This window comes from Zoogloea sp. (assembly GCF_030157465.1).
Taxonomy (GTDB): Bacteria; Pseudomonadota; Gammaproteobacteria; order Burkholderiales; family Rhodocyclaceae; genus Zoogloea.
Genome location: NZ_JAOAUU010000006.1, coordinates 1 through 6,945, shown reverse-complemented (window position 1 = coordinate 6,945; position 6,945 = coordinate 1). Strand labels below are relative to the sequence as shown.

General features: G+C 66.6%; 5 protein-coding genes. 2 read left to right on the top strand and 3 right to left on the bottom strand.

The window, feature by feature from the left end; translation table 11 throughout:
- Together recB and recD are read left to right on the top strand one after the other, a co-directional pair.
- A partial coding sequence (gene recB, locus Q1W26_RS01305; RefSeq protein WP_300434827.1) for an exodeoxyribonuclease V subunit beta occupies window positions 1–3,263 on the top strand: 3,263 nt, incomplete at its 5' end.
- Window positions 3,260–5,293 (top strand): exodeoxyribonuclease V subunit alpha, encoded by a 2,034-nt coding sequence (recD, locus tag Q1W26_RS01300; RefSeq protein ID WP_300434824.1) that lies wholly within the window; start codon window positions 3,260–3,262, stop codon window positions 5,291–5,293. The genes recB and recD, both read left to right, overlap by 4 nt.
- Here recD and Q1W26_RS01295 read toward each other — a convergent pair.
- The 3 genes from Q1W26_RS01295 to Q1W26_RS01285 form a co-directional block, all read right to left on the bottom strand.
- The gene (locus tag Q1W26_RS01295) at window positions 5,290–5,757 is read right to left on the bottom strand and encodes an RES domain-containing protein (protein ID WP_300434822.1); all 468 of its coding nucleotides are present in this window, start codon (window positions 5,755–5,757) and stop codon (window positions 5,290–5,292) included. The genes recD and Q1W26_RS01295 overlap by 4 nt on opposite strands.
- Window positions 5,757–6,185 (bottom strand): antitoxin Xre/MbcA/ParS toxin-binding domain-containing protein, encoded by a 429-nt coding sequence (locus tag Q1W26_RS01290; protein ID WP_300434821.1) that lies wholly within the window; start codon window positions 6,183–6,185, stop codon window positions 5,757–5,759. Before Q1W26_RS01290 ends, Q1W26_RS01295 begins: the two co-directional genes overlap by 1 nt.
- 382 nt (window positions 6,186–6,567) lie before the next feature.
- On the bottom strand, window positions 6,568–6,879 hold the full coding sequence (locus tag Q1W26_RS01285; protein WP_300434818.1) for a hypothetical protein: 312 nt from the start codon (window positions 6,877–6,879) through the stop codon (window positions 6,568–6,570).
- Between the last annotated feature and the right edge of the window lie 66 nt (window positions 6,880–6,945).

Sequence of the window (6,945 nt, the reverse complement as noted above, 5' to 3'; positions counted from 1 at the left end):
GCTGGTGCAACCGCATGCTGCGCGAGCACGCCTTCGACAGCGACAGCCTGTTCACCCAGCGCCTCGAAACCGACCAGGAAGAGCTGCTCGCCGAGGTCGTGCGCGACTACTGGCGCAGCTTCATGTATCCGCTGCACGCCGACGGCGCCCGTCAGGTGCGAGGCTGGTGGAGCTCGCCGGAGGCCCTCAAGAAGGTGCTTACAGGCCTGCTCAAGCACGCCGAGCTGCTGGAAATCAGCGCCGTCCCGACGGCGGCGATCGACACCGCGACACAGGAGCAACAGCGCGTGCTGGCGGCACTCAAGGCGCCGTGGGCCAAGTGGCTCGACGAACTTCAAGTCTTGCTGGATGCGGCACGCGACAACAAGGAGTTCATCGGCACCAAGCTCAACAAGAGCAATTACGACAACTGGCTGCAGGCGCTCGCCGCCTGGCGCGATGACCCGGAGCGGGTCTCGCCTGGTCTCACCCCCACGGCCTGGGAGCGGCTCACCCCGACAGGGCTGGCCGAGGTCTGGAAGCCCGACTTTCCCGCACCTCAGCACCCCGCACTGGACGCCATCGCCGCGATGCGCGCCACCCTCGAGGCGCTCCCCGACGCCCGCCTCGACATCCTGCGCCATGCCGCCCAATGGGTTGCCGCCCGCTTTGCAGAAGAACAGGCACGCCGCGCCCAGATGGGTTTCAACGACCTGCTCACCCGTCTCGACGCAGCGCTTGGCGGCCCCAATGGCGCGCGCCTGGCCGAGGTGATCCGAACTCAGTTTCCGGTGGCGCTGATCGACGAATTCCAGGACACCGACGCGATCCAGTACCGCATCTTCGACGCCATCTATCGGGTCGAAGCCAACGACCAAGCCACTGCGCTGGTGCTCATCGGCGACCCCAAACAGGCCATCTATGCCTTCCGCGGGGCCGACATCTACACCTACCTGGCGGCGCGCACTGCCACCGCCGGCCGGCTGTACACCCTGAGCCGCAACTTCCGCTCGACCCACGCCATGGTCAGGGCCACCAACCGCTGCTTTCAGCTTGCCGAAGACCTGGAAGGCAGCCAGGGCGCCTTCCTGTTCCGCAACGCCGCGGACAACCCGGTTCCGTTCTTCCCCGCCGATGCCAACGGGCGCACGGATCAACTCGAGGCAGACGGCCAGCCGCTGCCGGCCCTGAACATCTGGCGCCTGCCGCCGCCCGACAACGGCAAGCCCATGTCCAAAGCCGCCTACCTCGAAGCCATGGCCGAAGTGTGCGCCAGCGAGATGGTGCGCCTCCTCAACCTGGGCCAGCTCGGCGCAGCCGGCTTTGCCGGCGAGAAAGGTCTCGTTGCCCTGCGGCAGGCCGATCTGGCCGTGCTGGTGAATAACCGCAGCGAGGCCGACGCCATCCGGGGCGCCCTGTCGAGCCGGGGGGTGCGCAGCGTCTATCTGTCGGAAAAGGATTCCGTCTTCCAGCGCCCCGAAGCCTTCGAGCTGCAGTTGTGGCTTGCTGCCTGTGCCGAGCCGGACGATGGCCGTGCCCTGCGCGCGGCGCTCGCCACCCAGACCCTCGGCCTCGACTGGGCCAGCCTCGATTGCCTCAACCACGACGAAATCGCCTGGGACAACTACGTGCTGCAGTTCCGCGCCTACCGGGAATGCTGGCGCCGTCAGGGCGTGCTGCCGATGCTGCGCCGCCTGCTCAACGACTTCCGCGTTCCGGCCCGGCTGCTGGCTGCCGGTGGCAGCGGCGAGCGCAGCCTGACCGACGTGCTGCATCTGGCCGAACTGCTCCAGCAAGCCAGCAGCCTGCTGGATGGCGAGCACGCCCTGATCCGCCATCTGGCCGAGCAGCGCCGTGACGAGACGAGCGGCGGCGAAGCCCGCCAGATGCGCCTTGAAAGCGACGCCGACCTGGTGAAGGTGGTAACCATCCACAAGTCCAAGGGCCTCGAATACCCGCTGGTCTTCCTGCCTTTTGCCTGCGCATTTCGCGCCACCAAACCCACCGACCTGCCGCTCAAGTGGCACGACGAAGAGGGGCAGCTTCACCTCGCCCTGACGGCCGATGACACGCTGCTAGGCCGGGTCGACCGCGAGCGCCTGGGCGAGGACCTGCGCAAGTTCTACGTTGCCCTGACCCGCGCCCGCTACGCCACCTGGATCGGCGCGGCCCCGGTCGACAAACTGGAAAACAGCGCCTTTGGCTACCTGATCGGCCATCAGCTTCAGGCCGGCATCGACGCCCTGGCCGCGGGCTGCCCCGACATCGCCGTTATCGACACGCCGGCAAGCAGCCCGGACACCTACGCCGCCCACGCGCAGCGCCAGATTGAGGGCCCCGCCCGCAGCTCGGTGCGGGCCGTCCGCGAGCACTGGTGGATCGCCAGCTACTCGGCGCTGCACACCGCAGCGGCGGATGGCAGCGCCGAGACGCCCGGCGAAGACATCTTCCGCGAAGCCGCCACCGCCGAACGGCTCACCCAGCTCGCCGCCCCGGTGGTGCCCGACACACCGCCGGGCGACACCGGCAGGGCTTCTTTCGGTCTGCTGCATGACTTCCCCCGCGGCGCGGCAGTTGGCACCTTTCTACATGAAATCCTCGAATGGGCCGGCGGCCAGGGCTTTGGCCGCATCGCCGACGCCCCGGCCCTGCTGCGGGACGCCGTCGCCCGGCGCTGCGCGGTGCGCGGCTGGGAGCGCTGGATCGACCCGCTGTGCGCCTGGCTGCAGGATTTCCTGCGGCAGCCGCTCGGTTCGGCCGACGAGCCGGGCTTTGCCCTCGCCGATCTCGACACCTGGATGGTCGAGATGGAGTTCTGGGTCGCGGTGCATGACGTGGATCTGGCCGCCCTCGATGCCCTCGTGTGCCGCCACACCCTCGGCGGCGCCGAACGCCCGCCGCTGCAGGCGGGCCAGCTCAACGGCATGCTCAAGGGCTTCATCGACCTGGTCGTCGAACACGAAGGGCGTTATTACGTCATCGACTACAAATCCAACTGGCTCGGCCCGGACGACGCGGCCTACACCGCCACCGCGATGGCGCAGGAAATCCTCGCCAAGCGCTACGAGCTGCAATACGTGCTCTATCTGCTGGCCCTCCACCGCCTGCTCAAGCTGCGCCTGCCGGATTACGACTACGAACAGCACATGGGCGGCGCCCTGTATCTATTTCTGCGCGGCAGCCAGTCGCCCACCCGGGGCATCCACGCCGAGCGTCCGCCGCGGGCGCTGATCGAAGCCCTCGACCGTCTGTTCGCCCACCGCGCCGCCAAGGAGGCCGCATGAATCCCGCCTTTTTCGTCGACAACGCAGCCATGCTGGCCCTCCTCGAGCGCTGGTCCCAACACGGCTGGCTGCGCGCCCTCGACGCGGCCTTTGCATCCTTTCTGGTGCGTGAAGTGAACGATGCGCCGCCGCTGCTGATCCTCGCCGCCGCGCTGGCCAGCCATCAACTGGGTCGCGGCCATGCCTGCCTCGATCTGGCTTACACCCTGCAAGACCCCGGCTTCGCCCTGTCCCTCCCACCCGAGGGCGCGGACAGCGCCGCCGAACCACTGCCCCTGCCCGCCGCGGTGCTCGACGGCGTCAGCCTGGCTGACTGGCTGCGCGCACTGGCGCATACGCAACTGGTCAGCGCCGGCGACGGGGAAACCCCGCTGGTCTGCGTTGGCAACCGGCTCTATCTGCGCCGCTACTGGCAATACGAACAATCGGTGCGGGCCGGCATCGACGCCCGTCTGGCGGCGCCACCCGCCCTGCCTGCAGCCGCCCTCCGCGACGTGCTCGGGGTGCTCTTTCCCCCGGCCGCAGAAACGCCCACCCCCGACTGGCAGAAGCTCGCCTGCGCGCTGGCCGCGCGGAGTGCCTTCGCCATCGTGACCGGCGGCCCCGGCACCGGCAAGACCACCACCGTGGTGCGCCTGCTCGCGGTGCTGCAGGCCTTGGCCATCGCCAGCACCGAAGCCCGCGCCCTGCGTATCCGCCTGGCCGCGCCCACCGGCAAGGCCGCAGCGCGTCTCAATGAATCCATCGCCGGCGCCGTTGCCAGGCTGGAGCTGGGCGGCCTGCCCGACGGCGAAGCCGTCCGCGCGGCCATTCCCGTCGAGGTGACAACCCTCCATCGCCTGCTTGGCAGCCGCCCTGACACCCGCCACTTCCGCCACCATGCCGGCAACCCGCTGCCGGTGGACGTGCTGGTGGTGGACGAAGCCTCGATGGTCGATCTGGAGATGATGGCCGCCGTACTGGCCGCGCTACCGCCCGGCACCCGTCTCGTCCTGCTCGGCGACAAGGATCAGCTCGCTTCGGTCGAGGCCGGGGCGGTGCTCGGCGAGCTGTGCCGGCGGGCCCAGGAGGGCCATTACACCACCGACACCGTCGCCTGGCTGGCCGAGGTCACCGGCGAGCAGGTAGGCGCGGAACTGATCGACCCGGCCGGCCAGCCCATCGACCAGGCGGTGGCGATGCTGCGCCACAGCTACCGCTTCAGCGGCGACAGCGGCATCGGCCAGCTCGCCACCGCGGTCAATGCCGGCAGCGTCGAAGGCGTGCGCCGGGCACTGGCCCAGGGTCACGCCGATCTGACCCGCCTGACGCTGGCCAGCGAAGGTGACGGTGCCCTACGGCGCCTTGTCATCGACGGAGGCCCCCGCGAAACCGCACGCAAGAACGGCCCGGAGGGCTATCGCCATTACCTGGAGGCCGTGAGCAAGCTGCGCCCGCCCGCCGGCGCCGACCAAGCCGGCATCGACGACTGGGCCCGCGAGGTGCTCGCCGCGCACGGCCAGTTCCAGCTTCTGTGTGCCCTGCGTCGCGGGCAATGGGGCGTCGAGGGCCTCAACCGGCGCATCGCCGGCTGGCTGCGCGAAGCCGGCCTGATCGGCAGCACGGAAGGCTGGTACGCCGGCCGCCCGGTCCTCGTCACCCGCAATGACTACGGGCTCGGGCTGATGAACGGCGACATCGGCATCACCCTGGCTTTACCGGGGCCCGATGGCGACGGCCCGCTGCGGGTGGCCTTTCCGGCCGGTGATGGCAGCAGCGGCATCAAGTGGATCCAGCCCAGCCGCCTGCAGGCGATCGAAACCGTGTATGCGCTGACGGTGCACAAATCCCAGGGCTCCGAATTCACCCATACGGCGATGGTCCTGCCGGAGCGCCTCAACCCCATCCTGACCCGGGAACTGGTCTACACCGGCATCACCCGCGCCAAACGCTGGTTCAGTCTGGTGGAAGGCGGCAGCGCTTCGGTGCTGGAGCAGGCGGTGGGCCGCAGGGTGCTGAGGGTGAGTGGGTTGATGGAGCTTGCGCGCTAGCCGCCTGCCCCGCTCGCGAAGAGCCTCTTGTCCCAGACGACGCGCTCCGCCTTCGACACCGTGATTCGTGCTGCCTGGGGATGAGAGGGATTGACCAGCGCATTCCATTCCAGCCTCGCCACCACCGAGGGCACGAGCAGGATCGCGCTGCGCATCCCACTCAGCCATTGATCGCCGAAGCACCTGGCCGAGGTAGTGCTCTCGGCATCCCAGGCTTCGGGCAGTGATGCAGCGTCGTGCCGCTCGACCGATACGTCTTCCGGCACGTCGGCGATCACGTAGCGGTGCGTCGTGGGCACGCGGCCGATGCCGGCATGGGCCAGGATTTCCAGCATCGCGCCCCCGTAGCTCAGCGAGGCGTAGATGACCGGTCGCCCCGGGCTGTTCCAGCGGCCACCGATCAAGGCGCCGCCGGTGCCATCCCAAAGCGGGTGCCGCTCGTCGCCGATCCGGTACAGCCGCATCAGGCGGCAATCCCGTAAAAGAGCCGCCACAGCAGCTCCTCGACGCGACGGGCGCCCAGCTCGGTCAGGGACACCTCCAGCGGGCTGCGCCCCTGGAGCATCGCGTGGGGCGTCGTCAGGAATAGCCGCGCATCCTCCTCGGAATTCCAGACATAGGCTGCGGTGGCAAATACACGGGCGAGACGCTCGGCCCGTTCCGACTCATCCGCGGAAAGCGTCTCCCGCCGCCGCTTGTAGGTCGCCTCCGGGATGATGCGGTACAGCAGCTGCCGGCGCTCTTCGGCGCTCACGTAGATATGGTCGATGCTGGCTTTCAGCGCGCCCTTCGGCAGTCCCCTGGCAACCATCTCATCGAGTTCGGCGAAGGAGTGAGGAAGCGGCGCCAGCGCCATGACCGCAGCGATCTTTTCTGGACTGACAAGCAGCATGGTGACGACTCCGGAATAATCATTTGATACTTAATTTTATATCAAACGATACCGAGAGACAAACGATCAGGCAAGAGCGAGGGGCAGCCAGCCGACCTGAAAGCCGGACTCAACATTGACTTGAGTCACTTGATGCCCGGACTTGAAACCCTTCAAGTCCGACTTGAGTGATCGTTGCCCCGACTTGGCCCCGCTCAATGACGACTTGAACTCGGGCACCTTTGACTTGAGTCGGCTCAAGTCAAAGGTGCGTGCGTAGCATCGCCACTTGCGTGATTGAACAGGCCCCGGCAGGCCTGCTCGCCTTGAGGGTGATCAGCTTTCGTCGAAGACGGTTTCGACTCGTCGGTCCGGACCGATCTATTTTCGCCACCTAAAACTGTTAGCTATACATATCCCCGCTCTTCAAGGCATCAAGCTGTTTTTGCGACTCCAGCAGCTTCGTTTCCGTTTCCAGTAACTTCAAATAATCGCTGTACAAGTATGCTCTGTGATCGGCCAAGCATTTTGCAATCCAGGGAAACACTGACTTAAAGTCAGGATTCAAATTCTGCACATCTTCAATATGACTCCAATCCAGATTAGCCCTAGCTTTTCCGGGAGAAATAGTATTGAGTGAAATATTTTTTTGTATCTCCTTTTCAAAAAATTCAGCCCCTCCTGACAATATCTCACTCGCCGACGGGAGTTTCATTAAAAAATCCTTAGGGCGCCTCGAAAAACCTCGCCTCGCCCAGCCTTGGTAAAATTACCGCGTTCT